This window comes from Actinobaculum massiliense, assembly GCF_001457435.1.
Classification (GTDB): domain Bacteria; phylum Actinomycetota; class Actinomycetes; order Actinomycetales; family Actinomycetaceae; genus Actinobaculum; species Actinobaculum massiliense.
Genome location: NZ_LN881717.1, coordinates 1541524 through 1567317 on the forward strand (window position 1 = coordinate 1541524; position 25794 = coordinate 1567317).

Below are 25794 nucleotides of genomic sequence, written 5' to 3' on the forward strand. Positions count from 1 at the left end.
TAGGCGGAGCCAGGCGGCCGCCGGTAGGGACAAGGCCGGGTGGCCTCCGGTAGAGCCAAGGGAAAGGATGATGCGGGCATGATGACGACACTCGCTTGGATCGTCGCTGCCATAGCTCTTGCCTTCATTGTTGTGCTCTATTTCCTGCTTCGGGTTCGCCGCCTGCTCTCGGCTTGGGGCTCCTCGCAGTGCGCGGTCCGGGGTCCGATGGGTTGGCACACCGGCGTCGTCTTTTTCCGCGAGGCGAGCCTGGATTGGTACGCAATTCGCTCGCTTTCGCACCGACCCAAGATTTCCTTGCCGCGCGCGGGCTTCCGCTCCGAGCTACAGCGACGCCGTGAAACCGATCCGCCCACCGTGGTGGTGACCGTGGAAGGTAATGGCAAGAGCCATCTTTTGGCCATGGGGGAGCAGGCCTATAACGCCCTTGTGGTCTGGGAAGATAGCGCTCCGCCGGCGTCCTCTTTGCGCCTGTTCTAAAGGGCTACATGTCTAAGCGGCTACATGTCTAAACTGGGTAACCATGCGCGTTGTTTTTGCTGAATGCTCGGTTGATTATTCGGGGCGCCTGGACGCTCACCTCGAGCGGGCGTTGCGTCTGCTCATGGTGAAGGCCGATGGCTCGGTGCTGGTCCACTCGGACGGAGGCTCCTATAAGCCGCTCAACTGGATGGTGGGCCCCAACCATCAAACCGAGCGCGAGCCGAACGAGGAAGAAGCGGAAAGCGGCGTCTCCACAGTGTGGGAAGTGGAATCCTCCAAAACCGATGACCGCCTGGTCATCCGCGTGTTCGACGTCGTCGCCGACGTCGAACACGCGCTTGGGGTGGAGCCGGGGCTCATCAAAGACGGCGTGGAGGCGCACCTGCAAAAACTTCTTGCCGAGCAGGTGGAGCGTATTTCTCCGCGAGCCCAGTTGGTGCGCCGCGAGTATCCCACCCCAATTGGCCCGGTGGATCTGATGGTTCGCGACGGCGAGGCTGGCTATATCGCCGTCGAAATTAAACGCCGCGGAGAAATTGACGGTGTTGAACAGCTGACCCGATACTTGGAGCTGCTGGCGCGCGATCCCCTGCATAGCCCGGTGCGAGGTATTTTTGCCGCCCAGGAAATCAAGCCGCAGGCGCGTACGCTGGCCGAGGACCGCGGGATTGAGTGCATGATCCTGGACTACGATGAAATGCGTGGCCTGGACCATCCGGAAGATCGGCTTTTTTAGCGAGGGGCGATGCGACGATCAAATAAGTGGCACAAGCCGTTCCGCCCGGTCAACGAACGCGCGGCGCTGGGCGGTCACACCCTGGAGACCGGCCCCGGCGGCGAAACCTACAAGGTCGTGCGCACCACCGCTCGCAAGCAATACATTTGCCCGGGCTGCCAAGGCGTCATAGTTCTCGGCGAACAAAATGTGGTGGCTTGGACCGAAGATACGATCTGGGGAGCGCAGGCGGGTATTGACGGGCGCCGGCACTGGCATCGCTCGTGCTGGCAACATCGCGGGCGGCGTGGGCGGCGGTAGCCTTCACCTCAGCTTTACTTCCGAGGACTAGAGTGAGGCCATGAGTATTCTTGCATCGGTTCGGTCAGGTTCAGTTTCAGATATTCCGCTCGTACTTTTGCACGCCATGCCGATGACGTCGCGGATGTGGGAGCCCGTGGTGGAGCGCCTGGGGGATATGGACGTGATTCGGGTCGACGCCCCAGGCTTTGGTGATTCGCCCAGCGGCGCGGCTTTGGATGAGGAGTACGGCCACAGTGAGCCGTCCATGGACTCCTATCTTTCCGCGCTGGAAGAAACCCTCGCGGCGCAGGGCGTGGAGCGCGCGGTGGTTGCCGGCATTTCCATGGGTGGCGCGACGGCGGCTAACTACGCTTTGCGCAACCCGCAGCAGGTGGCTGGTCTGGCCATAATTGATTCCGGTATTGGGGCTGAACCGGCCAACAGTCCGCGGCAGGGTGCCATTGACACCATTGAGCACGAGGGCTCGTATGCCGTGTTGCAAAAGTGGACCCACACCATGCTTTCGTCGGCCACCTCGGAAGAAATCCACGCCGAATTCGACGAATACTTCAAGACGGTATCGCCGGAGGCCTTCGCCTGGCTACAGAAGATGATGGTGGGTCGCCCGGACGGTAGTGCCGTGCTCGATGCGGAAATCCCGATCTTGCTCGTGCGCGGGGTGGACGATCCGAATGCTTCGCATGGTGCCTTCGCGGCCATGCACGAGCGGGCGAAGAACTCGCGCTTCGAAGAGCTGGAGGGAGCCAGCCATTTCTCCGCTTACGAGAAGCCGGGTGAAGTGGCGGCGCTTTTGCGCGAGCTGTATGAGGCGGCTCGCTAAAGCCCCAGCGACCTTTTAGGCATCAAAAAATCCCCCATGATTGGGGGATTTTTTGCCGGACTTAGCGGTTAGCGACGGCGTCGAGCGGTACTTCCGCATCCGGCTCGTGGGTAATGCGGTTGCGCAGATCGCGCCGCACAATTTCGATGGACCAGAGCCAGATAATGTGTCCGAAGAATTCGGAGAAGTGCTCGGCAAAGGGCTGATCCCAGGGAGCGGGAACCGTGCCCATGAGCGGCATGAGGATCACGTGGAAGGCCACGTAAACGATGATGCCGAATGCGGCGCCCTGCCAGAGTTTAATAGCGGGGTACATCTCAGCCACGATGCAATAGAAAAGCGCGAAAACAATCGCGAAGCTGAAGTGGATAATGAAGGAGTAAATCGGCAGTTCGTTGCCATTGAAAACCACCGAGGTGTGCGAAGCGTCCGCGCTCATGCCCAGTTGCTCAAGCAGGGTTTGCGGAGGGTTGGTGGCATTGCGCTCGGGCGTGCGCGGCGGGAACGGAACTTCCCAGCCAAACTTCACAATGGCGGAGAAAAGGCCGGCAATCAGGCCCACGAGGGCTGCTACGCCGTACTTACGCCGGCTCGGATCGGTGATAATAAATTTACGCATGCGTGTCATGCTATGCGAGGATTCGATGGCGAAGCATGCCCTTTCGTCTTAAATGAGTGTCTGTTGGGACACTATTAAAGTACTTTTTCAATTGATTGCGCGGTAATTAGCTCGCGGTGAGTAAGCGGCTTTCGCGGGAGGCGGCGTCGAAAACCGCTAGGCTTTAAACCTAAGGTCGCGACGGCGACAGCCTAGGGTCGTGATAGCGACGAAACGAACGTGGAGGGCCGGCATGGTGGAAGAATCGCGCTTTTCGGTGGTGCGCCGAGGCTACGACAAAGCGCAGGTCGATGAATTTGTTTATCAGCTCGAGCAGTCTCTGAGCTCGGTGCGAGCGCAAGTGGCCGATCAGGACTCGAAGATTTTGCGACTATCCGGCGAGCTGGCGGAAAGCAAGCAGGAGTTGCGCGAGCATGATCGTCCCTCCTACTCCGGGCTCGGAACGCGGGTGGAACGCCTCCTGCGCACCACCGAGCAGCAGGCGATGGACGTGGTCACGCGCGCCAACGCGGACGCAGAGGCAATCGTGGCTCGCGCACACCAGCAGGCTGACGAACTAACGGCGCAGGCCGAGGCGGAAGCTACGCAAACGCTAGACGATGCCACCACCCGGGCCGACGAGCTTACCCAGACCTCCAGCTCGGAGGCGCGCAAGACGAGCGAAACCGCGCAGCGAAGCGCGCAGGAGCTGGTGGCGTCAGCTGAGCGCGAGGCCGAACGCATCCGGGCCCAGGTGCAGGCCGAGACGTCCTCGCTCCGCTCGCAAACCGAGCATGAGGTAGAGGCTCAGCGCGCCGCCACCGCAAACGAACTGACCCAGCAACGTGCCTCCGCGGCCGAGGAAATTGCCGAGCAACGCGCCACTGCCGAGCGCGAGACGGCGCAACTGCGAAGCGATGCCCGGGCTGAAGCTGATGAGCTTTTGCGCCAGGCGAAGGAGGAAGCGGCGCGCCTGCGCCAGGAGGCGGTTGAGGAAACCGCGGAATTGCGCTCGCGAGTGGAGGCGGAAACTAATGAACTGCAGACCTCCACCGCGCAAGAGGTGGCCCAACTCCGCGCGCAAGCGGAGCGGGAGGTGGCGCAGCTGCGAGACGATGCGGCCGCGCGCCGGGCGGAGGCCGATGCAGAGTCGCGCGGGAAAATTGAGGCCGCGGTGCAGGACGCGGAAAGCCGCGCCGGGCAGGCTGAAGAGCGCCTGGCGGAGGCTACCCGCCGCGCCAATGAGCTGACCGAGGCCTCGGAGGCCGAGTCGACGGAGTTGCTCAACTCGGCTCGGCGCGAGGCGAATGAGCTTCTCAGTCAAGCGCGAGAAGAGGCAGCGAAGTTGCGCGCGCAGGCCGAGCAGGCGGCGAATGAAGCGAAGGCCTCCGCCGACCAGCACGTGGCCGGCCTGGAGGAGCAGCGCAAGACGCTGACCGCCTATCTGGAGGATGTGCGCACGCTTCTCGCCACGTCCAATGTGCCGCTGGCGCTGAATGAGATCGTGGAAAATGGTGCTCAGGCGGAGGCTGAATAGCTAAAGCCTGCGACGTTGCCCGCTTAAATGGTGATTTTCGCACACCGAAGCTCCGCTGTTGTTATCATTTTGTTATTCTTACGGCCGGTGCTGGGTGAGCCGCCGCACGGCAAGCCGCATGAACGGTGGGCCGCGTGCCTGAAAGGGGAACAATGAGGAAAATTGGAGGCGTTGCGCTCCTCGTAGTGGGCGTCATTGTCTTTGTTTGGGGGGTGCTGAGCGCAACCGTGCTCAAGCCGGCCTCCGTACTCACCGGCGCCACCAAAGCGGACGGCGCCGGTATTGTTGCCACCGCTCCGGGCGTTCTCGACATGGGCGGCAACACCGTAGACGTCAAGGTTGCGAGCGAATCGGGGAACGAGGTCTTCGTCGGTTTCGGTTACAGCGACGACGTCGCCGCTTACGCGGAGGGCCTGCGCACGCAATTGATCACCGGCTTCGACGACGATGCCTTGGCCACGACGATGAGCTCTGGCGAGGCCGATCCGATCAAGGTCACCGACTCGGATATGTGGTTCTCGAAGGAAACCGGTGAGGGCAAGGCCGAATTTTCCTACACCACCACCGCCACCGGCGCGGAGTCGCTGATCGCCTCAACGGCCGACGGCACTATTCCAACGGTTGAGTTGCGCTGGGACGTGAAGGGCGGCCAGAACAATTCGGTGGTTTTGATCCTCATTGGCGTCTTGGCCTCGCTGGTCGGCGCGCTCATGCTGTATCTGCAATGGCAAGATGATCGCCGCGCGGGTGCGCAACGCCGCGAGCGTGGCGAAGAGCTGAGCGGCCGGCGGGACCGGGCCGGCGCCGAAACCAGCATTTTGCCGGCCTTCAGCGAAGAGGCTCCGGAACCCGGCACCCGCGAGGCGGATGTATACAACACCGGCCAGGCGCTGGGCGCCGGAATTCTTATGGAGTCCCCGCGTGGCGAGCGCATTCGTACTCGCCCGCTTCCCGTGGAGGATACGGTGGCCGGCCTGGTCGGCGAAGACTCCCCCGCTCAGCGCATCTCCGAAGCGATGGCCACCGCCAACCGTGAGCGCGATGAGCTCCATGAAAAACAGCAAAAAGCCACTGGCGGCGCCTACGGCGCTGGTGTTATTGCCGCCTCGCCCCAGGCCGACGAAATTCGCGCTCGTGAGTTGAGCGAAGAGGATCGCGTCGTGTTGCCGGAGCCGGAGCCGGAGCCGGAGCCAGAAGCCCGCACCCCCGAAGAGCGCGCCGCGTACGATTCCGGTATCTTGCCGGTGATCCGGCCCGAGGAGTGGTCCGCGGAGCAGCCCGAGCAGCCCGAAGCGAAGCCCGAGCAACCCGCGGAGCAGCCCGAAGCGAAGCCCGAGCAACCCGCGGAGCAGCCCGAAGCGAAGCCCGAGCAACCCGCGGAGCAGCCCGAAGCGCGGACCCGTCGTCGTCCCTCCCATGCTGCCGGCGAAACGCCCGGCGGCTACCGGACGGACCAGATTCCGCGGATCAAGGCACGCCGCGCGGCGGAGCCCGAGGTCGAAATTGACGAGGCCACTAGCAAGGGCTGGTGGAGCATCTGGGGTGGAGCCGAGAACGGCGAGGAGGAAAAGTAATGCGAAAAGGACTTGCAGTACTTGGCGTTGGCCTTCTGGCCTTGTCGGGGTGCTCCGGCCGCGCTGAAATTCCCGAGCCGCAACCCGCGGCCAGCCTAGAGCGCGCCGCCCTAAGCGAATCTCATTTCGCGGAGGTTTCCGAGTCGATTTACGCCACGCTCGCGCAGGCGGATCAGAACCTCGACGGGCAGCTTCTTGCCACCCGCGCGTATGATCCCTTCTACGCGGAACGGGCCTCGCGCTATAACCTCAAAAACATCCTGAAGGACTCCTACACGGTGCCCGCGGTGCCAACCCAGCCGCAGGGGGACAATTCGGTGGCCGTCTCGAAGGCGCAGGGCTTCCCGCGGTACGCGGTGGTGGCGATGCAACCCGCGGCAGATTCGGCCTTGCCCGCGGTGACGGTCTTTAGCCAGCCTAGCGCTCGCCAAAACTGGGGTATCTGGTCTTCGATGGCCATTATGCCTGGCGCTACATTGCCGTCTATTGCCGGCGGCTCGCAGGGCGCAGAGCTGATTGCCGCCGACGATTCGGCCGGACTGGTCATCAGTCCGCAACAGGCAATTGCCAGTTACGCGCAGTATCTGACAAACGATGATTCGCAGGGGCTGACCTTCGCCGCCTCGGCAGAGGATCCGAGCAAGCCCGATCCTTTCCACGCCGGAGTTGATTCGGAAATTGCCGCGCTCAAGGCGGCTTTTGAAGGGAGTGGCGAGGCCGCCTATAGCTTCTCGCCCACGGACATCGCTCCGGTTGCAATGCGTGATGCCGACGGCGGAGCTTTTGTCGCCGTCCCGCTCAACTACACCATGACGATTCGCGTGACCGCGGAGGGAGCGAAGATTACGCTGGAGGACCAGCGAATCACCGCGGTTGCCACCGGCCAGCCCGGCCAGTCGATTGGCGTCGACGGCGAAATGCGCGTCACCTTCAACGTTCAACTTGCGTTCCGCATACCTCCCGCCGGTGCTGAGCCAGTGATCACCGTGATCGCCGCATCTCAGCCGGTGGTGACGAAGGTGGAGAACGGGGCACCGGCGCCCGACGCCGGCGAGGAACCGGCGGCTGACGCCGGTTAGTGGCAGGAGGCAAATTGACTCAGTCTTTTAGTGGCGGAATGGATCTCTCGGGAATCGCCGAGGCACAGAAGCAGGAAAATGAGCCTGCACAAGCGGCGGATTACGTGGTGCGGCTTACCGGCGCCACCATCCAGGCCACGATGCAGCAGTCGCTGACCGTGCCGGTGATCGTGCTGTTCACAATGGACGGCCTGCCGGGTGAGGTAGGCGATCGCTTGGAGGCGGCCACAAAGAAGAGTGGCGGGCGTTTTCAGCTGGCTGTTGCTAATGCCCAAACCGAGCCGGAGCTTATGGCAGCGTTCCAGTGCCAGGGAGCTCCCGCCGGATACGCACTGGTCGGGGGACGGAGCATTATTCCGCTATTCCAGGGCAACCCGACGACTGAGCAGATCGACGCCGTCGTCGGGCAGGTGCTTGAACTTGCCAAACAGGCCGGCATTGGCGGGCGCATCTCCGGCAACTCGCAGGAAGAAGGTGCCAGCGCCGCCGAGCGAGAAGAACATTACGTGGCCGGCGCGCAGGCCCTGGCTCGCGGAGACTTCGACGCCGCCGCGCGCGAGTTCCAGCAGTCTCTGGATAAGATGCCGGAGAATGAGGCCGCTCGCGTCGGCCTCGCGCAGGTGAAGCTCCTCGAGCGGACCGCGGGCCTCGATCCCACAAAGACTCTCGCCGCCGCCGACGCGGCCGGCCCCTCAGATGTCGAGGCGCAAATGGCTGCGGCAGACGTCGAGGTGGCGCACGGCCGCCCGGACCTCGGTTTCACACGCCTGATTGATGCCATTGCCCCGAATGGCGGCGACGCTAAGGAAGAGCTTCGCCAGCACCTGCTGGAGCTCTTCGACGTCGTTGGTGCGGATCAGCCGTTGGTGGCCGATGCGCGTAAGCGGCTCGCTTCGGCGCTATTTTAGCCAGAGGTGCGTTCCAATAACGCCCGGGCATCATTTTCGAACAGTAGCCCTTTCTCGTGCACGTGAATACGTCCGCGCTCGGTGTGGACGTAGCGGTGATGGCGCCAGCAGAGGCATACCGCGTTGTTGAGGTCGGTTTTTCCTCCTTCGCTCCATTCTTGGGCATGGTGAATATCGCAGGTGTGGTAGGTATCGGTGCATCCGGGAAAGGTGCAACCCCTATCGCGCGCGATAACGGCGTGCTTCTGTGACTCGGAGTAGAGGCGTGTTTCTCGACCGGTATCGAGCACGGTGCTTGGCCCGGTGAAAACGGTGCGAATGATGATCGAGTCGCACAGCAGGTGACCGAGCTGCGAGGGGAGTAGCGGTGTCCCGTCACCCAAGAGCGCGGGTTCGTAACCGGCAAAGGCCTCTGCGGGAGGATCATCCCAGATCGACAAGGTTTCGGTGGCCGCCGGCGGCTTTGCGGCGGTCGGGAGTGAATCCGGAGCTGGTGCACAGGCCGTAGCGACCCAGGCCACGCCCGGAAACTAGGCGCACTCCGCCAGCGGCTGCCCCGCTATCTGCCGGGCACGGACCGGCGCAAATACCACCAGTGCCGCCAGTCCCGCCGGCGGGTGGGGCACTTTTCTCGATTCTGCGATAGGCGGCATCGAGACGGCTCAGCGTTTTCGCGACCGGATCGTCTGGCATGCGACGCAGGCCGTTTATACCTTGACGCTCAGAAGGGGAATAATGTGTTTTTACTTTATTTGATGCTATGAGGCCGAAGTCCTCCAAACTATCGTCTCATGCGGCTCCGACATGTTTTTTCGCTAAATTTGCATTTACCAGCTGAGCTGGGCACTTACGCTACAAAGTGAGTTCGACGACGCCGTCGTTGGCTGATGGGGAGTTTCGCCAGGCCGCCGAACCCCGCGAGCTGTGCCAGCCAGCAGCCGCCTACTGCGCCGCCTCGCCCTATTCTTCTGCGTTGCCTGCTGCCGGAACCTCAGCCCCCTCGCCCGCCGGAACCTCAGCCGGAGCCTCCGCTTCGCCAGCCATCGCCCCCGCATCAGCCTCGGCCACCGCCTCGTGCAGGGACCGCTCATTGACGAGCCGTTCGGGGGTCAAATACACAACGCCCAGCGGCGGGATCTGTACCGGAGCCGAGAATGCCCGGCCGTTCCAGCCCTCGTCGGTGGCCTCGACCGCGCCGAGATTGCCCACGCCCGAGCCGCCGTACTCTTCGGCGTCGGTGTTGAGAATCTCGAGCCAGCGGCCACCCTCGGGCAGGCCAACGCGGTAGTCGTTACGCGGCACGCCGGAGAAATTGACGGCCACCGCAACGACGTCGTCGTTCTCCTTGGAACGGCGAAGGTAGGTGATGACGTTGGAGTCGGCGTCCGACCCGTCGATCCACTCAAAACCGTGCGGCGAGAAGTCGTCGTTCCACAGGGCCGGGTGCTCAAGCATAACCTCGTTGAGGCGCTTGACCAGGCTCATAATGCCGTCGTGCGCCGGGTCCTCAGTGAGCCACCAATCAATGGAGGCGTCGTCGTTCCACTCGGCCATTTGTCCGAATTCTTGCCCCATGAAGAGGAGCTTCTTGCCGGGGTGGGACCACATATAGGCGAAGAGCTCACGCAGGCCAGCGCGCTTTTGCCAATCGTCACCGGGCATCTTGCCGTACAGTGAGCCCTTACCGTGCACTACCTCGTCATGCGAAAGCGGCAGTAGGTAATTCTCGGAGAAGGCGTAGACCATGGAGAAAGTGATCTCGCCGTGGTGCCAGCGCCGGTTGATTGGCTTTTCCTGCAGGTAGGAAAGGGTGTCGTTCATCCAGCCCATATTCCACTTCAGTCCGTAACCCAGGCCGCCGCCGTCGGTCATACCGGTAACCCCCGGCCACGACGTCGATTCCTCCGCGATCATCAGCACGCCGGGATTGCGCCGGTAAGCGGTGGCGTTGGTTTCCTGCAGGAACTCGATAGCTTCGAGGTTTTCACGCCCGCCGTAGATATTCGGCTGCCACTGGCCATCTTGGCGCGAGTAGTCGAGGTAAAGCATGGAGGCCACCGCGTCGGCGCGAATGCCGTCGAAGTGGAATTCCTCCAGCCAGTAAAGCGCATTCGCCACCAGGAAGTTGCGCACCTGGTTGCGCCCGTAATTGAAGACCAGCGTGCCCCAGTCCGGCTGTGAGCCGCGGGTGGGGTTCGGATCCTCGTAAAGCGGCTCGCCATCGAAGTTCGCCAGCGCCCAGGCATCGGTAGCAAAGTGCGCCGGCACCCAGTCGGTGATCACGCCGATGCCAGCCTGGTGCAGGCGGTCAATCAGGTAGCGCAGATCGTCCGGTTTCCCGTAGCGGGCGGTGGGGGAGTAGTAGCCGGTTACCTGGTAGCCCCAGGACGGGCCGTAGGGATGCTCGGCCAGTGGCATGAACTCCACGTGGGTGAAGCCGAGGTACTGCACGTGGCCAATCAGCTGGTCGGCGGCTTCCCGGTAGCTCAGCCCCTTGCGCCAGGAGCCCAGATGCACCTCATAAACCGAAATCGGCTGGTCTAGGCCCTTGCGGTTCTCGATCCATTCCGCATCGTTCCACTCGTAGTTGGAGTCGGTGACAATCGACGCCGTCGACGGCGGCTCCTCCGAGCGGCGCGCCATTGGGTCGGCCTTCTGATGCCAAGAAAGATCCTTGTACTGAATCTCAAACTTGTAGCGCGCTCCCGCGCCCGCGCCCGGCACGAAAATCTCCCAAATGCCCGATTCGCCCAGCGAGCGCATGGCGTGCAAGGAGCCGTCCCAGCCGTTGAAATCGCCAATTACCCGCACGGCCAACGCGTTAGGTGCCCAGACGGAGAACGAAGTACCGAAGGAATTGCCGAGCTCGGATTCGAACTCGTGCACGTGTGCGCCCATCACCTTCCACAGTTCTTCGTGGCGGCCCTCGGAGAAGAGGTAGATATCCATTTCGCCGACGGTGGGCATAAAGCGGTAGGGGTCATCGGTGCGGTTTTCCACCCCGCCGTAGGAGGCGATCACCCGGTAATCGGGCACTTCCGCGCCCGGAACTACCGCCCGCCAAATACCGTTGTATTCGTGCTCAGCCCGGATTCGCCCGCCGTGCAGGGTTTCGATATAAACCTCATCGGCGAGCCGGCGCAGCACGCGGACGGTGACGTTTTGGCCGTCCGAATGCGGACCCAAAACATCGTGGGGCGCGTAGTACCACCCCTTCGAAACAGCCTCCAGAGTGCCCTCATCCACTTTGATGTAGTCCGTCATTATGCGTCCACCTCGATTTTCTCAATGCTCATGAGAGCTTTTTTCTGCTCTGTACCCCGGGCCCGCACCTTCGACGATGAAGGTTAGGAACCCACAAGAGCTTCCCTCTTATTGTCGCTCAGTCTCAACACTTGCGCGACCCCGCTGAGCGGAATTTCCAACCAATCTGGGCGTTGCGCAACCTCGTAACTGACCTCGTAGAGAGCCTTGTCAAGGACCAGCGCATTCAGTAGCGGCTGTTGATCCCGCGGGATTTCACCGTACCCGCTCAAAAACGCTTTTTGGGCGGCCTTTAGCCATGCGCGCATCGCGGGCCCCGCCCCCTCGCGCTCGCCCTGCCCCGCCGCGTACCCGAAGGAGCGGAGCATGCCGGCCACATCCCGCAGAGGAACGTCCGGTGCCTGGCGCTCGGACAGCGGCCGCAGCGGCTCACCCTCGAAGTCCAGTGCCACCCAACCCGCGGGTGTGCGAAGCACCTGTCCCAGATGGTAGTCGCCATGAATGCGCTGGAGATCTGGCCAGTTGGCCGCTTGCCCGGCGTCGAAAATAGCCGTGATGTCCCGGCGGTATTCGCCCAGCGCCGGTACCTGCGCCATCGCCCGCTCGGCGCGCGCCTCCCAACTGGCGCGTTGGGCGGCAATCGCCTCCTTACTTGCCGGGGCGGTTCCGAGCCGCTCGGCCAGTTCGGTGAGGTAGGTGCGGGTGAGTTTGCCCAGGTCGCGAATAGGCTCTTCGAGGTCACCGAGCGCACCGGAGGAGCTCGCCAGCGCGGCGGTGATCACCCGCCAGGCATCCTCGCCCCCGCGCAGGAATTCCTGCGCGGTAAGCGCGTCCGCGGCGAGAGTGTCCGTTGCCAGAGTGCCGGTTGCCAGCCCGTCACTTTCTTCGACGACGTCGGAGCTAGCGCCCGCTTCCACTTCCAGGCGCGCGGAACCAAACTGGGCGGGCACGGTGCCGGTATCGGCCAACGCGGTTTGCAACTCGACGTCGGGGTTCTTTCCGGGCTCGAAAACGCGGAAAAGCTTCACAATGACCGGCGGCTCGCCGTCGTAAATAATCGACGTATTGGATTGCTCTCCGCGCAAGATATGCGCACTCGAGTAGCTTGCAGCCGCCAGTGCGCGGGAGCGCAACGTTAGCTCGTCGGAGCTAAAGTCTGTTCCGCCCGCGCAGGCGGCTAGAAGAATCCGCTGGCCAAATGGGTCCTGGGCGGCGTCGGTTAGCAGGCCAGCTTCCCCGCCGCTCACCACCGGAACGTTGTAGATGATCTCGCCGGAGCGCACCAAAAGCCACACGAATTTGCGGTTGCTTTCCTCGGCGAGAGTGGCGGCGGAGAGCACTTCTAGCGGTTGCGGCTCGCCGCGATACCAACGCGCGCGATAGACCCAGCGTTCCAGCGCGTGCACCAAAGCCGCCTCGCCGCCCGGCTCTGCCTCGTCGGTTGCCTCCGGTTCCGCATCTTCCACGGAAGGCTTCGATAGCGTTGTGTAGTCCACCGTTTCACCGGTTTCGCTAGCCCGAGCGCCCTCGCGGGGAGCGGGCTCGGACACGCCGGGTGCCTCGAGTTTGAGCCAGAAGAAATCGCGCGATCCGAGCGTCACCGTGTAGCTACCGTCGGCGGCGACCCCCGGGAACCCTGCTCCACCAAATACATCCGTGACCTGCCAGCCGGCGTAATGAGGAATGCTGAGATTGGCCGCGCGAGCGGTATTCGCCAGGTTCATAACGCAAAGAATCACTTCGGATTCGCTTGAGCGCGTGAAGGCAAGGATGGCTTCGTTATTGGCATCCAAAAGCGTGAAATCGCCGCTTCCCATCACCGGGTGGTGGCTGCGCACCTCGAGGATGCCGTGAATCCAGTGCAGTAGCGAGGCGGGCTGGGAAAGCTGGGATTCCACGTTGACGGCCTGATAGTTGTAGGCCAGGGAAGAAATCGCCGGCAAATACAGCTTGCCGGGATCGGCGGTAGAAAAGCCGGCATTCCTATCCGGGCTCCACTGCATAGGGGTGCGTACGCCGTCGCGGTCGGAAAGCCAGATATTATCGCCCATCCCAATTTCGTCCCCGTAATACAGGTAGGGCGAGCCGGGCAAAGACAGCAAGAGCGCGTGCGCGAGTTCCACCTCCGCGCGCGAATTGCCCAGGAGCGAGGCGAGGCGGCGGCGAATACCCACGTTTGCTCGCATCCGCGAATCCTCCGCGTACCACTTGTACATGGAGGCGCGTTCCTCGGTGGTCACCATTTCCAGCGTGAGCTCGTCGTGATTGCGCAGGAACGTTCCCCACTGCGCGTCGCGGGGAATCGCCGGCGTATCGCGCAGAATGTCGATAATGGCGGTGGCGCGCTGGTCGCGCAGGGCATAGTAAATGCGCGGCATGACCGGGAAATGGAAGCACATATGGCATTCGGGTTGCTCGTCCGTTCCGAAGTATTCCACTACGTCATTGGGCCACTGATTCGCCTCGGCAAGCAAAATCGTGCCGGGGAACTCCTCATCCAGCATCGCTCGCACCTTGGCGATAAAAGCGTGGGTTTGCGGTAGATTCTCGCAGTTTGTCCCCTCCTCCTCGTAGAGGTACGGGATGGCGTCCAAGCGCAACCCATCTACCCCGAGATTGCACCAAAAGCGGAAGACGTCCATCACCGCGGCGTGGACCTTGGGGTTTTCGAAGTTAAGATCCGGCTGGTGGGAGAAAAAGCGGTGCCAGTAGTACTGCTTGCGCACCGGGTCGAAAGCCCAATTCGAGGTTTCGGTGTCCACGAAAATAATTCGCGCGTCCGAGTATCCGGCGTCGTCGTCGGCCCACACATAGAAGTCACCGTAGGGACCATCCGGGTTCGAGCGCGAGGACTGGAACCACGGATGGTCGGCGGAGGTGTGGTTGATGACGATGTCGATAATGACGCGGATTCCGCGGTCGTGTGCCTTTTCGACCAGCTCACGGAAATCGTCCATGGTTCCGTACACGGGATCGACGGCGGTGTAGTCGGCGACGTCGTACCCGCCGTCTCTGCCCGGTGACGGATAGAAAGGTGGAATCCAAATGCAATCGATTCCCAGCCACTGGATGTAATCCAAGTGTGAAATCAAGCCCCGGATATCGCCCACGCCGTCGCCATCCGAATCCCCGAAAGCCTTGAGCAAGACCTCGTAGAAAACCGCGTGTTTATACCACTGCGGATCAGGGGTGATTCCGCGCGGGTCGGTTTCTTCCACGCGGGGTTCGGATTTGGCGGCGTTGACGGAGGGCAGTGATGTCACTTAGAGAACCTTCACGGACAGAATATGAGCGGGCTGATGTGGATCCAGCCGAACGAAGGGGCGCTCGTTCCAGTAGAACGTGTTCCCGGTCAGTTCGTCGGTCACCTCAATGAGTGGCGCACCGAATTTTGGCGTTACGTTCAGCGGGGTGAGGTCGAGTTTGACCACCGCCTCCTGCGTATTTGCCGGATCCAGGTTGAGCACCACAATAACGGTATCTGCCTCGCCATCGGGGGTTTCTTCGCTCCGCGCGTGCTTGGTAAACGAGACCACGTGGTCATTCGTGGTCTCATTGATCGAAATTCCGCGCAGACGTTGCAGAGCGGTGTGGTTCGTGCGGATTTTATTGAGTTGCACGAACAGAGCCTGAATTCCGTACGGATCACGCGAGTAATCGCGGGGGCGGAATTCGTACTTCTCGTTGTCGATCATTTCTTCGAAGCCCGGGCGCGGCACGTTTTCCACGAACTCGTAGCCGGAGTAAATGCCCCAGGTGGGCGAGCCGGTGGCGGCCAAAATCGCGCGGATCTTCCAGGCGTTGGGTCCGCCGTGCTGCATATAAGGCGTGAGAATATCGTGCGTGGTGGGCCAAAATGCGGGGCGCAGTACGTGCGCGGTGTCGCGGCCCAGCTCCAGCAGGTATTCCTCAATTTCCTCTTTGTCATTGCGCCAGGCGAAGTAGCAGTAGGACTGGTGGAAGCCAATCGCCGCCAGGCCCTGCATCATCGGCGGGGCGGTGAAAGCCTCCGCGAGGAAAATGACTTCCGGATGCTTCAGGCGGAACTCGGCCAGGAGCTTTTGCCAGAAGTTCAGCGGCTTAGTGTGCGGATTATCCACGCGGAAAATCGTTACCCCGTGGGAAACCCACACTTCTAGCACCCGCTTGATTTCCTCGTATATGCCTTCCGGATCGTTGTCGAAGTTGAGCGGATAAATATCCTGGTACTTCTTGGGCGGATTCTCCGCGAACGCAATCGTGCCGTCGGCGCGGTGGCTGAACCACTCGGGGTGTTCCTTGAGCCAGGGGTGGTCCGGCGAGCACTGCAGGGCCACGTCAAGCGCTACTTCCAGGCCTTCTTCCTTGGCCCTACCCACGAAGTAGTCGAAGTCTTCGAAAGTTCCCAGGTCCGGGTGAATTGCATCGTGCCCGCCGTCCGGGCTGCCGATCGCGTAGGGCGAGCCGGGGTCTCCGGGCTCGGCTACCAGGGTGTTGTTCTTTCCCTTGCGGTCGGTGGTGCCAATGGGGCTGATTGGCGTCAAGTAGACGACGTCGAAGCCCAGTCCGGCAATGCGAGGGAGATCCTCCGCGGCGCTGCGCAGGGTGCCGGAGTGCCATTCGCCGTCGTCATCCTTCCAGGCGCCCACCGAGCGCGGGAACATCTCGTACCACGAGCCCACCAAGGCGCGCTCGCGGTCAACCTCCAGCGGGAAGCGGTCCGATTCGGTGACAAAATCGCACAACGGGTATTCACGTATCACCTCTTCAACCGCGTGGGAGGTGGCTGCAGCGTAGCGAACTTCGAGCGGGATGGTTTTGCGAGTGAGTACATCTATCGCGTCTCGAATAACTTGACGGTTTTCCCCAGTTCGCGGCAGGCTCTTGAGTACGCGCTTAAGGAGCTGCTCTGCCTCAAGGAACACGAGGTCAACGTCCTGGCGTAGGGGGAGCTTGGCCTCGGCATTGTGGCGCCAGGTGGCCAGTGGATCGGACCAGGAGCGCACAAAGAAGGTGTAGTTCGCGATTTCGGGCGGGGTGAGCCAGCCCTGGTAGCGGCTCAGACCGGGGCGAATAAGCTCCATCGGGGCGGACTGGATTTCCTCGCCGGCCTCATTGACCAGCACGGCCTCACAGGCGAACAAATCGTGCCCCTCGCGCCACACCGTGGCCTGGACGGGGAAGGCTTCGCGCACGGTGGCCTTGGCCGGCCAGGAGCCGTTTTGCACCTGCGGCATCACGTCCATAATCGGGATGCGGCCGATGTTTCCATAGGGCGCTGGAGTGGGTGCGACCGGGCTCGCCGGATCCTGCGCAAGAGCCTTTTCAATCCGCTTTTCGTCGGCGGTGGAGGTGTTGGCGCGGCTCGTTGGCTGTTTGGCGGCGGGCGCTTTCGCGCGCGGCTTCTTTGCTGCGGGCTTGCGAGCGGCCGACTTGGCCGGTGTCTTGCGGGCCGGCGCGCGCTTTGCGGTGGGCTTGGTGGGCTTGGCGGGCGTCGCGGAGGAATCCTCCGGGGCGGGCGCGGCTACGGGTGTCGCGGGTTTCTTCTTTTCATTTGGTGTTGCGGTGCTCACATGCCTAGCCTAAACGGTTTTCGTCACCACTGCACGGTTCGATCGGCCCGCGTAGGCGCTGGGCGCTGGGTGGTGGGCGCGGGGCGCTGGCATCTCACGCGCGGACCGCCGCCGGCTCGCTACGCGAGAAGCTCTGGTAGGGGGCGGCGTTGCAGGAGAGCGGCAGGAATGAATCCGACGGCCAGGGTTGCCAAGGTGTAGCCGCCGGCTACCAACGCGGCAATAATAAACGTCCGCGAACTCGGTTCGCTGAAAGGCAAGGTTACGAGGAGGCTCAGCGCCGCGCCGGCAAAAGCGCCGCTGAGACCTACACACAAGCTCTGGGCCAAGATCGCTCGTCGAATTGCGGCGGGCCGCCAGCCGACCGCGTGGAGGATACCGTAAACTCGGGCATCCTCCACCGCGCCGATCCACAGCACCACGCCCACCGCCACCAGCCCGAGCACCGCCAGCACGCAAATTGCGATTAGATCTGGCGTGCGTACGCGCACCGAAACTGTTTCCCCAAGCATGCTTCCCACCAGCTGGCCTTGGAAGGCATCAATAAGCCACACCGTGAGATTAATGGTCGCCGCGGCGAGGGCCACCGCGCTCGCGGCGGTAAAGAAGCGAGCGGGCCGGTGCGAAATTCTTTGCATACCCAGCCGGGCGGGGCCCCACGCCCGCGCAAGCTCGGCGCCATCGCGCGCGGCTACCAGGGAATCTGCGCGGCTGTTTGCGAGGGAATGCGCGCTACCTTTTGTGTCCGAACGCGCGCGGCTAGATTGCGTCCGCCGTTTGGGCGCGTAGGGGAGTATGGCCTGTAGCGGGCTGATCCTGGTAGCGGAGAGCGCGGTAGGTAGACCCGCAGCGAGGGTTACCAGCAAAGCCAGCGGAATAGTCACGAGCGGCCACCACAGCGGCGCGTTTAATCCCAGGAACGGGAGTGCGGCATAGGCCAGCACGGCTCCGATAAACCCGCCAAGTACGCCAATGATCGTTAGCTCGGCGAGCAGGAGCCGCAGGATTGACGTGGGTCTCCAGCCGGTAGCGCTGAGTATTCCGAGTTCTCGGCGTTTGGCGCGAATCATCGCGGAGGCGGCCATTGCTACGGTGAGAGTTGCCGAGATAATAATTACCCACGCGAGCGCCAAGGATTTGTGATCGAGTGCGGTGGAGATGGTAGCGGTGACGCCTTTCTTTGACCACGGATTGTGTAGGCGTAGCCCGGGGGCGTGGGTAAAGCCATCGGTGGTCGGGGCGGTAAGGGTTATGTTTTGAACCGCGAGGGATGATCCCGTCATAATGTCAACGTCCAAGCCGGTGGCCTCCGCAATTTTTTCTGCGACCACGCGAATTCTTTCGGTTGCCACTTCGTTGAAATCGTTAATTCCGCTAATGCGCACCCGGATCGCCGAGATGGGGGCGCGAGTGAGCTCGGGGTCGACGGTAGAAAAACCTGCAATGAAGGCATCCAAACTGGTGAGGAGAGCCGGTGGCTGTTGGCTATAGCCCGCGGGGTTCAGATCCGGGCGGTACTCCGAACTTCCTAGTTCCCGGGTGGTCGCCTCATCGGCGGCCGCAATCGGAATTCGCTGATAGGTCGTCAGCGGTGCGACGCCGCCGCTTTGGCCATCTGCCGCGGTCAGGAGCGTTGCGTCGTAAATTCCTACCGGCACCAGCAGGGGCGTGGTGGAGTCGGGCGACGGGCCGGTGGCTGAACCCGTATCTCCCGAAATGGGTGCCTCGGCAACCGTTGTTACTTCGCGGAAAGAGGGCCCGAGGCTTCCCGGGGAAGGTAATTCGAAGTCGTCCTTATAACGCGACGGCGAACCTTCGACGACGATGCCTTCAGCGGGGCTAGCTTGATAGGAAATCGGCCCTGAGCGCTGAAAGTGAGGGACGGCGATGGCACGTGATATGTGCCCCTCACGTGCGGGCTCTTGCGGATTGTGCTCGCGCAAGAACTCTTTCCAGTAAGCATCGGCACCGGCGGTGAGTGTCGCGGTTCTTTCCGCGGGCGCCTGGGCAATGCGGCGGCCCAGATCCGCGTCGAGCGGACCGGTGAAATACTCCTCGGCCAGCGAGGCAGGGAGCGCCTCCACTTGCGCGTTTATCGACACATCGGGATCGCCCAGGCTTTTCGTCAACATCACCGGCAGATAACGAACGTCTTTGGAGGGAAGACTGCCTAGTGGTTGGTATTGCGCGTGGCCGAGGGTATCCGCGCGGCTGAGATAGCGGCCGCTGGTCACGGTTTTATCGAGGCCAACCAGCTGTGCTTCAGCTTCAGGATCCACGGCCGCAAATGGGAGTTGCAGGGAAACCGCGGGCGTTAGCAGAGTGGGACGCGGTTCGTTCCCCGCTCCCGATTCGGCGGCAGATGGCCTCCCTTGGCAGGTAACAGCAATGTCAAACCCGGGATCAGTGAGTCCGCAGATTTCGCGTTCGGCGCCTGGGTCTAACTCCGTTATCGATAACGCGCCCCCGGTACCGGTGCCAACGTGAATTGGATTAGGGGTGTAGTAATTAACGAGTTCGATTGGAGCGGTGGTATAGCGGCCATTTCGAGCTGAAAGAGCTATTCGGGAGCGCAGGAATGTTCTCTGTTCCGCGTTATCAACCAGTTCGGAAACGTCAAGTTTGGCCGTCGAGGCAGATAGCGGAATGGTACCAATCATGGCGATCGGTGCCGCCACCTCCACATCCGCAATTGAGCGGATATCCTCTAGCTGGTCAGTGGTTATTCCGCCGTAGATTCCCGCCAGGAAATTCGGTTCAACCAGGCTAGAGCTTTTTTCGACGTCGTTGCGGGAACCGGCCGGGCGAATCAGGACGTCGTACGACCCGCGCCAGTTTGAAGCTAGGGTTTCTTCAACTTCCAGGCGTTGCGTAGTAGTGGCGGTGGTAAGAAGAACAAATGCGGGGATAGCGATGATGAGAGCAAGAAGGAGGGTAGCTACCCGCCGGAAATCATGGCGTACATTTTCCCAGGCGAATCGAAGCATTTCACCTCCTGCCAGAAGGGAGCGCTTCGGTAGCTACGCCGTCGTGAATCTCAATCACTCTTTCCATGCGAGCGGCAAGAGCGAGATCGTGTGTAGCCAGAATTAACGTAATGTTTTTCGCCGTATGTAGCTCCAACAGTAAATCCGCTATTTTCTGCGAGTTCGCGGAGTCGAGATTGCCGGTGGGCTCATCAGCAAGAATTAAGGCGGGCTCAACCGCGAGCGCGCGAGCAATCGCGACCCGCTGTTGCTGGCCGCCCGAAAGCTGGCTGGGATAAGCGTCGGCGCGGCTGGCCAACCCCACGAGGTCGAGTGCAGTCTTCACCCGCTCCGCGTGTTTTCCGCGCGGCGTCCGCCCGATCAGGGGAGCGGCAACGTTCTGAGCGACGGTGAGCGAATCAATGAGGTGGAATTGCTGGAAAACAAAGCCGACGCGTGAGCGGTAGTCCGCGCGGTCCTTGCCGCGTAAGTCAGTAATAACGCGCCCATCAACCGTGATGCTTCCGCTGTCGGGGGTATCGATTAAACCGATGAGGTGCAGCAAGGTTGATTTCCCGGAACCGGACGGGCCGACCAAAGCTACAGATTGCCCGTGTGCTATGGAGAGGGAAACATCTCTGGCGGCATGCAAAATATCGCCTTCCGGGGTCGTGTATTTTTTACATATTTCTCTGGTCTCTACGAAAGAATCAGCGGAAGGAGATTCATTCCCCAATGTATGTAAGGGCGAGTGTGAGTCAGGCTGAATACAGTGATCTTTCTCAGACATATAAAAATTCCTTCCACTCTCTTTACTGAAAGAGGCCATTCCTTTACTCTTAATTTATGCTAACAAAAGTTATTTTCCGTCACGATATTTTCGAGCAGGAAAATATCGTGACCCAATAAGAGAGTTTTGCAGGCAATGGGGGCGATGCTGGTCGGAGCGGTTTCCCTTGCCTCGTCGGGTACTGCTTTCGCGGCTGATCGAGGAAAAGATCCGGCTCGTTTCCATGAAGTTCCCGCTATCGATACAACGGTTCCCCTGTATTTGATTCGTTATAACTGGGTACTTGTGCAACGTATCGGGGCGGATAACTGGGCTTATTGCGCGGCACGTGCAGCTAAAATGAACCAACAACGCGACGGGTATTGGATAAAGCGTTACGAATGCAAGATCGGCGGGCCGCAGGGTAGTGGGCTTTATGCACTAATGAGAGATTATGTGTCTTTGGTACGTATGAGCGCGGGTTTCGGTTCTGATTTACGAAATTCGGGGCTGGGCACTGAATCGTAGTTAGGTAGTCGCTACCAGTAGCCAGCCCCGAATTTCGGGTTAAGTAAATGCGAACTAGTAATTCATATTCATGGCCGCGCGCACTTCGCGAAGCGTTTCATTGGCGCGCTCGTTGGCGATCTCGTTTCCGCGCTTAATAATGCCTTCGATATAGCCCGGATCCGCCTCCAATTCGGCGCGGCGGGCGCGAATCGGGGCCAGCATCTCGTTGAGCGCCTCGGTGGCCATTTTCTTGAGGGTCCCGGATCCGCCGTCGCCGATTTCTTCAGCGAGCTCCACGGGATCGCGATCGAGCGCGAACGCCGTCATCAGTACCAGGTTAGAAACCTCAGGGCGGTTTTCCGGATCGTAGGTGATGTGGCGCTCCGAATCGGTCACCGCCTTCTTGAGGCGCTTCGCGGTTTCGTCGGCCGTCATCTTCAGCTCGATGGTGTTTCCGCGCGACTTGCTCATCTTCTGCCCGTCCAGGCCCAGGATCGATGCGCCGCCCGATAGGAGTGCCTGCGGGCGCGGGAAGACTGGCTCATCCGTGCCTGCGGGGTGGCCGTATCGGGCCTCGAAGCGGTCCGCGATAACTCGCGCCTGCTCCAGGTGGGGAAGCTGATCCTTGCCCACCGGCACCAGGTTTGCCTTGCAGAAGAGGATGTCCGCGGCTTGGTGGACGGGGTAAGTCAGGAGGAGGCCGGACATCGGCCGCCCGCCCGTGGCCTCGTGTTCGGCCTTCACGGTGGGGTTGCGGTACAGCTCCGAATCGGTCACCACCGAGAGGAAGGGAAGCATGAGCTCATTGAGCGCCGGAATGGCCGAGTGCGTGAAAATCACGGACTTTTCAGGATCCAGTCCCACCGCCAAATAATCGGTGGCGAGCGAATGGACGCGCTCGGTGAGCGGGCCGGTGCCATCGCGGTCGGTAATCACCTGGAAATCGGCAATCACCAGCCAGGTTTCCACCCCTCGCCGCTGCAGAGTCACCCGGTTACGTAGGGAACCGAAGTAATGGCCAAGATGGAGATTTCCGGTGGGGCGATCCCCGGTGAGGACGCGAAATTCGGAGGGGTCCTCGGCAATTTTCTGCTCGATTTTATTGCTTACCTCGAGCGCGTGACGCAAGGACGCATCTGACGTTGCCTGTTCTAGCGATTCCTCAACACCCATGGTTCTCTTTTCGTTCTCTTTATATTCATGTGGTTTTTCTTCACGAGCTGTAGTGTGACAACTCGTGGGGTTTGTGGCCCGTTGACGGTGTGATCGGAGCTCACAATGGCTTTAACCGTCCTCTATCCTAACGGCACTGACCTAGATTAGGTGATCGGGTTAGCGAAATATAGCCGCATGGAGTTCGGGGCAATTACGGTCGTAGCGCCCGGAACATAGACCTGCTGTGATTCGCGCGGGCGTTCCCAGGTTGAATCCCAGGCCAAGTTGTAAGGGTTACCGCGGCCTTCGGGGAGGGTAATGCGCACCTCGTTGGCGGCGCCGTTAATGACGATGAGGGCATCCGCATCCCGATCGCGCCCGGAGCGCAACATTTGCAAAACTCGATTGGCTGGATCAAACCAGCGGTGTTCGGGCATGGGGTCCCCGGTGTCTGCGTACCAGGTAAGATCCGGGAGCATATCGGATTTGGTGGGCGTTTGCGTGAAGAAATCAGCTGGCCGAAGCACCCGGTGCTCAGCGCGGAGGCGTAGTAAATAAGCCATTGTGAGCTGCGCATTACGTTGACACTCGTCAAGATTCCAATCAAGCCAGGTAAGCGCGTTGTCCTGGCAATATGCGTTGTTATTTCCATGTTGGGTGCGGAAAAATTCGTCTCCTGCCACAATCATGGGGGTGCCGGCCGAAAAGATGAGCGTGCCGATGAGGTTACGTAGGGTACGCGTGCGTGCCTGGGCGATTTCGAGGGGCACCGGAGCTTCCCGGGTGCCATCGCCCTCGAAGCCGTGATTCCAGGAGCGGTTATTGTCCGAGCCGTCGCGGTTGTCTTCCCCATTGACCTCATTGTGCTTGTGGTCGTAGGAAACCAGATCCCGCATGGTGAAGCCATCGTGGGCGGTAATGAAGTTAATGGAGGCATTCGGCCCGCGCCCGCCCGGCCAGCGGCCCTGGCCGAACATATCTGCTGATCCGGAGAGCCGTGTGGCCAAATCGCGCAGATCCCCGCCCAGGCCGCCCTGGGAAATCTGCCGCTGATCGGAAACCCAAAAGCTGCGTACGGTATCGCGGAAGCGATCGTTCCAATCCGCGCTGGGGCGCGGGAAATTGCCGGTTTGCCAGCCATTGGGCCCAATATCCCAGGGCTCGTTGATGAGCTTCACGTGGCGTAGAACCGGATCGGTTGCCAGCGCCATATAGAAAGGATGGTGCGGGTCAAACTGATCGCCCTTGCGCGCCGACGTCGTCGCCAAATCAAAACGGAACCCATCAACCCCGATTTCCTCCACCCAGTAACGCAGGGAATCGAGCGTCATGCGCAGAACCGTTTGGCGGCGGAAATCCAACGAATTCCCGGTACCGGTGGTGTCGTAAAACGCCCCGGCATCATTCGCGGGTTGCATGTAGTACGAGGTCTGGCCAAATCCGCGCCAGCACACCGAAGGCCCATCCACGCCGCCCTCGGAGGTGTGGTTATAGACGACGTCGAGAATCACCTCAATACCGGCGTCGTGCAGGCGCGCAACCATGTCGCGTACCTCCTGCAACACCGCCGCGGGCCCGCCCAGTTGCGCGGTTTCGGTGGCATAACTCGGCTCCGGCGCGAAATAGGATAGCGTGGAATATCCCCAGTAGTTGCTCAGCCCGCGCTGAGTCAAGAAAGGCTCGCTCATTTTGGCGTGAATCGGCAAAAGCTCAATTGCTGTTACTCCTAAACTCCGCAGGTAATCGGTAACCGCCGGCTGGGCCAATCCCGCGTAGGTGCCGCGCAACGGCTCGGGAATGCGATCCAGTTGCTGGGTGAAGCCCTTGACGTGAGCCTCGTAAATAACCGTCTGATCCCATGGAGTGAACGGATGCGAAATATTTGCATGGGTGGGCGCAACTACCACGCTTCGTGCCTGGTAGGGCGCCGAATCCGCGTCATCGCGCGCGGGCGGATAGGTGAGTGGGCGAAGTTCGTCGTCCACCCGGTGAGCGTAAAGCTCGCGCGAAAGCTGGGGCGTGGAGGTAATCGCCCGGCCATACGGATCAAGCAGAAGCTTGGCGGGATTGAAGCGCATTCCGCGCTGCGGATCCCACTGGCCGTGCACGCGATAGCCGTATTCTTGCCCGGCGCGTACGCCAGAAACGTGGCCGGCCCACAGCTCCCCGCGGCGGTGGAGCGAATAGCGCGTTTCCCGCAAGCCAGTGGCCGAGGGAGTGAAAAGGCAAAGATCAACGGCGGTGGCGTTGGGGGCGGTAACAACAAAGTCCGCCCCATTATCCGTCAGATGCGCGCCGAGCATAAGAGGGGCGCTACGCGGGGGGAGCGACCGCTCCGACTCTCGAGCCACGTAGCGCGTAGAGGTACGCGGCACATCCTGTAAAAACGTCACTGCATAATTGTTCCAGATTACGCGCGTGCGCGCCTGTTTTGTTTGCCACCCGTTCTCGGTATGCGTCACACCCCGCTTCGCGGGGTGGTTTAGGGTTTCTTATATGGCAATTTTTCCCGTTCCGATCCTTTCCCGTGGCTTCGTTGATCGTGATGAAGCCAGCCGCCTTGACCCGCGGCGCGTGATCCACTTGCGTCGCAGTTCGCGGGCACGTTACGTTTTGCTGAGCGGAGAGGCCCTCGCCGCCCGCGGTGAATCCGGGCTCGAGTTCGTTGGCGCGGAGGAGGCGCTGGCGCGCAGTTTCGACGTCGACGCCGCCTACTACCTCGGTACCGCGCAAGAAACACCATATTTCGCGATCGATCTGACCGATACATTCGGCACCGATGCCAACCGCGCGTATCCCGAGGCGCAGATCGGCGGCTTCCGGTGGTGCGCCCTGGTGGCCTTCGGAAATCTGTGGCCCGAGCTGGACGCCGCCCTCGCCACCGAGGCGCTCGCGATCTGCAACGCTTGGCGCCAGCAGCGCTTTTGCGAAAAGTGCGGCGAACCGTTGCGGGTGCTCGAATCCGGTTGGATCGCGGTTTGTTCGCGTGGGCACCCCACCTATCCGCGTACCGACGCCGCGGTTATTATGGCGATTTTCGACGACGCCGATCGCGTGCTTTTGGCACAAAATGCGCGCTGGCCGGGAACGCGCCACTCCATTCTGGCCGGATTCGTGGAGGCTGGCGAACCACTAGAAAAGGCGGTGCGGCGCGAGGTCGCGGAAGAAGTGGGCATTGAGGTGGGCGCGGTTGAGTACTTTGGATCGCAGCCCTGGCCGTTTCCGCGTTCGCTGATGCTCGGGTTCTTTGGCCACACTTCCCAGAGCGAGGTAGATATTGTGGCCGACCACCGCGAAATCGCGCGCGCCGGGTTCTATACGCGCCAGGAGGTTATTGCGGCCGCGCGGGCAGGGGAGATCACCCTTCCGCGCCGCACCTCCATTGCCGCCGCTATGCTCACCCACTGGTTGGGAAGCGGCGATTCGGCCGGCAACCCGGCTGGCGACTCAGCCGGTAGCGCGACGGGCGGCGTGACGGGCGGTTTGGAGGCGGCCAGCGCAGAGGAAATTATGAGCCTGTTTTCCTGGTAAAGGCGGGAT

20 protein-coding genes are annotated in these 25794 nt (G+C 61.5%); 10 read left to right on the forward strand and 10 right to left on the reverse strand.

Annotated elements, in window-relative coordinates:
* Positions 1-78: 78 nt before the first annotated feature.
* Genes BN2664_RS08600 through BN2664_RS08615 form a run of 4 tightly spaced genes read left to right on the forward strand, consistent with a single transcriptional unit; the run spans position 79 to position 2342 of the window.
* Positions 79-480, forward strand: coding sequence for a DUF2550 family protein (locus BN2664_RS08600; protein WP_007000596.1), 402 nt, complete (start codon positions 79-81; stop codon positions 478-480).
* 43 nt (positions 481-523) lie between these two features.
* Positions 524-1219: an endonuclease NucS gene (nucS, locus tag BN2664_RS08605; protein ID WP_007000595.1), complete on the forward strand. Its 696-nt coding sequence runs from the start codon at positions 524-526 to the stop codon at positions 1217-1219.
* 9 nt (positions 1220-1228) lie between these two features.
* On the forward strand, positions 1229-1519 hold the full coding sequence (locus BN2664_RS08610; RefSeq protein WP_007000594.1) for a hypothetical protein: 291 nt from the start codon (positions 1229-1231) through the stop codon (positions 1517-1519).
* A 40-nt stretch (positions 1520-1559) separates the two neighbouring features.
* A complete protein-coding gene (locus BN2664_RS08615) occupies positions 1560-2342 on the forward strand; it encodes an alpha/beta fold hydrolase (RefSeq protein ID WP_007000593.1) in 783 nt (260 codons plus the stop codon).
* A gap of 61 nt (positions 2343-2403) precedes the next feature.
* Here the strand turns inward: BN2664_RS08615 and BN2664_RS08620 are convergent, their stop codons facing one another.
* The gene (locus tag BN2664_RS08620; protein WP_007000592.1) at positions 2404-2970 is read right to left on the reverse strand and encodes a YagU family protein; all 567 of its coding nucleotides are present in this window, start codon (positions 2968-2970) and stop codon (positions 2404-2406) included.
* Positions 2971-3193: 223 nt separating this feature from the next.
* On the opposite strand from BN2664_RS08620, the gene BN2664_RS08625 reads away from it, so the two are divergent.
* From BN2664_RS08625 to BN2664_RS08640, 4 genes are all read left to right on the forward strand, one after another.
* On the forward strand, positions 3194-4477 hold the full coding sequence (locus tag BN2664_RS08625) for a DivIVA domain-containing protein (protein WP_007000591.1): 1284 nt from the start codon (positions 3194-3196) through the stop codon (positions 4475-4477).
* A gap of 152 nt (positions 4478-4629) precedes the next feature.
* Positions 4630-6051: a PspC-like choline-binding domain-containing protein gene (locus BN2664_RS08630; protein WP_058120681.1), complete on the forward strand. Its 1422-nt coding sequence runs from the start codon at positions 4630-4632 to the stop codon at positions 6049-6051.
* Positions 6051-7130, forward strand: coding sequence for a DUF8094 domain-containing protein (locus BN2664_RS08635; RefSeq protein WP_007000589.1), 1080 nt, complete (start codon positions 6051-6053; stop codon positions 7128-7130). Before BN2664_RS08630 ends, BN2664_RS08635 begins: the two co-directional genes overlap by 1 nt.
* Positions 7131-7144: 14 nt before the next feature.
* Positions 7145-8038, forward strand: a complete 894-nt coding sequence (locus BN2664_RS08640) for a tetratricopeptide repeat protein (protein WP_007000588.1) — start codon at positions 7145-7147, stop codon at positions 8036-8038.
* Here BN2664_RS08640 and BN2664_RS08645 read toward each other — a convergent pair.
* The 7 genes from BN2664_RS08645 to BN2664_RS08670 form a co-directional block, all read right to left on the reverse strand.
* On the reverse strand, positions 8035-8478 hold the full coding sequence (locus tag BN2664_RS08645) for an HNH endonuclease signature motif containing protein (protein WP_231723467.1): 444 nt from the start codon (positions 8476-8478) through the stop codon (positions 8035-8037). The genes BN2664_RS08640 and BN2664_RS08645 overlap by 4 nt on opposite strands.
* Positions 8462-8731, reverse strand: coding sequence for a hypothetical protein (locus BN2664_RS09315; protein WP_155856442.1), 270 nt, complete (start codon positions 8729-8731; stop codon positions 8462-8464). The genes BN2664_RS08645 and BN2664_RS09315 overlap by 17 nt, the downstream gene beginning before the upstream one ends.
* A 267-nt stretch (positions 8732-8998) precedes the next feature.
* Positions 8999-11302, reverse strand: a complete 2304-nt coding sequence (glgB, locus tag BN2664_RS08650; protein ID WP_007000586.1) for a 1,4-alpha-glucan branching protein GlgB — start codon at positions 11300-11302, stop codon at positions 8999-9001.
* Positions 11303-11385: 83 nt separating this feature from the next.
* Positions 11386-14565 carry a maltose alpha-D-glucosyltransferase gene (gene treS / locus BN2664_RS09545; RefSeq protein WP_007000585.1) on the reverse strand — a complete coding sequence of 1060 codons (3180 nt, stop codon included), beginning with the start codon at positions 14563-14565 and terminating at the stop codon, positions 11386-11388.
* On the reverse strand, positions 14566-16854 hold the full coding sequence (locus BN2664_RS08660) for a maltotransferase domain-containing protein (RefSeq protein WP_007000584.1): 2289 nt from the start codon (positions 16852-16854) through the stop codon (positions 14566-14568).
* A gap of 119 nt (positions 16855-16973) precedes the next feature.
* On the reverse strand, positions 16974-19841 hold the full coding sequence (locus BN2664_RS08665; protein ID WP_007000583.1) for an ABC transporter permease: 2868 nt from the start codon (positions 19839-19841) through the stop codon (positions 16974-16976).
* Position 19842: 1 nt separating this feature from the next.
* Positions 19843-20649 (reverse strand): ABC transporter ATP-binding protein, encoded by an 807-nt coding sequence (locus tag BN2664_RS08670; protein ID WP_155856441.1) that lies wholly within the window; start codon positions 20647-20649, stop codon positions 19843-19845.
* Positions 20650-20745: 96 nt separating this feature from the next.
* Here BN2664_RS08670 and BN2664_RS09225 point away from each other — a divergent pair, with 96 nt between their 5' ends.
* Positions 20746-21117: a hypothetical protein gene (locus tag BN2664_RS09225; RefSeq protein WP_040316937.1), complete on the forward strand. Its 372-nt coding sequence runs from the start codon at positions 20746-20748 to the stop codon at positions 21115-21117.
* A 54-nt stretch (positions 21118-21171) separates the two neighbouring features.
* Here the strand turns inward: BN2664_RS09225 and trpS are convergent, their stop codons facing one another.
* Complete coding sequence (trpS, locus tag BN2664_RS08675) at positions 21172-22272, reverse strand: tryptophan--tRNA ligase (RefSeq protein WP_007000581.1); 1101 nt, start codon at positions 22270-22272, stop codon at positions 21172-21174.
* Between the two features lie 146 nt (positions 22273-22418).
* Positions 22419-24557, reverse strand: coding sequence for a glycogen debranching protein GlgX (gene glgX, locus BN2664_RS08680; RefSeq protein WP_197408683.1), 2139 nt, complete (start codon positions 24555-24557; stop codon positions 22419-22421).
* A gap of 193 nt (positions 24558-24750) precedes the next feature.
* Between glgX and nudC the strand changes: the two genes are divergently transcribed.
* Positions 24751-25785, forward strand: coding sequence for an NAD(+) diphosphatase (gene nudC / locus BN2664_RS08685; protein WP_007000579.1), 1035 nt, complete (start codon positions 24751-24753; stop codon positions 25783-25785).
* The last annotated feature ends 9 nt before the right edge of the window (positions 25786-25794 follow it).

What these genes read in the sequence shown, in the direction of transcription:
- BN2664_RS08600 (WP_007000596.1), top strand. Translation starts at nt 79, where the DNA reads ATGATGACGACACTCGCTTGGATCGTCGCTGCCATAGCTCTTGCCTTC.
- nucS (WP_007000595.1), top strand. Translation starts at nt 524, where the DNA reads ATGCGCGTTGTTTTTGCTGAATGCTCGGTTGATTATTCGGGGCGCCTG.
- BN2664_RS08610 (WP_007000594.1), top strand. Translation starts at nt 1,229, where the DNA reads ATGCGACGATCAAATAAGTGGCACAAGCCGTTCCGCCCGGTCAACGAA.
- BN2664_RS08615 (WP_007000593.1), top strand. Translation starts at nt 1,560, where the DNA reads ATGAGTATTCTTGCATCGGTTCGGTCAGGTTCAGTTTCAGATATTCCG.
- BN2664_RS08620 (WP_007000592.1), bottom strand. Translation starts at nt 2,970, where the DNA reads ATGACACGCATGCGTAAATTTATTATCACCGATCCGAGCCGGCGTAAG.
- BN2664_RS08625 (WP_007000591.1), top strand. Translation starts at nt 3,194, where the DNA reads ATGGTGGAAGAATCGCGCTTTTCGGTGGTGCGCCGAGGCTACGACAAA.
- BN2664_RS08630 (WP_058120681.1), top strand. Translation starts at nt 4,630, where the DNA reads ATGAGGAAAATTGGAGGCGTTGCGCTCCTCGTAGTGGGCGTCATTGTC.
- BN2664_RS08635 (WP_007000589.1), top strand. Translation starts at nt 6,051, where the DNA reads ATGCGAAAAGGACTTGCAGTACTTGGCGTTGGCCTTCTGGCCTTGTCG.
- BN2664_RS09315 (WP_155856442.1), bottom strand. Translation starts at nt 8,731, where the DNA reads ATGCCAGACGATCCGGTCGCGAAAACGCTGAGCCGTCTCGATGCCGCC.
- glgB (WP_007000586.1), bottom strand. Translation starts at nt 11,302, where the DNA reads ATGACGGACTACATCAAAGTGGATGAGGGCACTCTGGAGGCTGTTTCG.
- BN2664_RS08665 (WP_007000583.1), bottom strand. Translation starts at nt 19,841, where the DNA reads ATGCTTCGATTCGCCTGGGAAAATGTACGCCATGATTTCCGGCGGGTA.
- BN2664_RS08670 (WP_155856441.1), bottom strand. Translation starts at nt 20,649, where the DNA reads ATGGCCTCTTTCAGTAAAGAGAGTGGAAGGAATTTTTATATGTCTGAG.
- BN2664_RS09225 (WP_040316937.1), top strand. Translation starts at nt 20,746, where the DNA reads ATGGGGGCGATGCTGGTCGGAGCGGTTTCCCTTGCCTCGTCGGGTACT.
- trpS (WP_007000581.1), bottom strand. Translation starts at nt 22,272, where the DNA reads ATGGGTGTTGAGGAATCGCTAGAACAGGCAACGTCAGATGCGTCCTTG.
- glgX (WP_197408683.1), bottom strand. Translation starts at nt 24,557, where the DNA reads ATGCTCGGCGCGCATCTGACGGATAATGGGGCGGACTTTGTTGTTACC.
- nudC (WP_007000579.1), top strand. Translation starts at nt 24,751, where the DNA reads ATGGCAATTTTTCCCGTTCCGATCCTTTCCCGTGGCTTCGTTGATCGT.